Annotated in this window: 1 protein-coding gene; it reads right to left on the reverse strand. The window is 55.6% G+C overall.

All coding sequences use genetic code 11. The annotated features are described in order from the left end of the window. Positions 1-842, reverse strand: an 842-nt coding sequence (locus ACTQ34_RS18055; protein ID WP_441364978.1) for an IS3 family transposase, incomplete at both ends; no start/stop codon positions are given.

The following is an 842-nucleotide window of genomic DNA, read 5'->3' on the forward strand; positions in this document are numbered from 1 at the left end:
CATCCACTCCCGGTACTTCACAGGCGGCAGCCCAAGCGGGTTGCGTGTATAGACCCTGACGCGGTTGTAGTAGATAAAAATATAGCGAAAAATGATCGTTTTGACTTGTTCTCTCGGCAGCTTGTACGCCGCGATCTGATAGATCTTCTCTTTCTTGAGCGTGGCGAAAAAGCTCTCCATCCGTGCGTTGTCGAAGCAATGTCCGGTTCCGCTGAGGCTCTGTACCATGCCGTGGCGAGACAGCTCCGCGCGAAAAGCCGCGCTGGTGTATTGACTCCCGCGGTCTGAGTGGAACACCGCTCCCTTTAGGTTCGGATAGATCCGCCCCAGCTGCCGCACCGTGTCAATGCACAGCTCCTTCTTCATATTGTCCCGCATCTCGAGCGCGACGATCTCGCCGTTGAAGCAGTCCATGATCGGAGATACATACAGCTTGCCGTCCGCGCACTGTACCTCGGTAATATCCGTGAGGAATTTTTCCAAAGGGCGCCGGGCGTTGAAGTCCCGCTTTAAAAGGTTTTCCTGCTCCTGCGCTTCTGTCGTGGTCTTCGTGATACCGTGCGGAACGCGTTTTTTATGGAGCCAGCCATTCTCTTTCATCACGCGGTACACCGTTCTCCGGCTGACGTTGACGCCGTCCTGCTCAAGCGCGAGGCATACGCGATCCACGCCGTAGTTGCGATTATCCGGATGCTCCGCAAGAATTGCATCGATCTTGACCGCAAGAAGCTGACGCCTGTTCCGCTTTTCCCTGTTTCTCAGCCAGCGGTAATAGCCGGATTCGCTCAGGCACAGGACACGGCACATCTCCTTTGCCGTGTAGACGCCCTTGCGTTCGACTA

The organism is Agathobaculum sp. LCP25S3_E8, from assembly GCF_052117165.1.
Classification (GTDB): domain Bacteria; phylum Bacillota; class Clostridia; order Oscillospirales; family Butyricicoccaceae; genus Agathobaculum.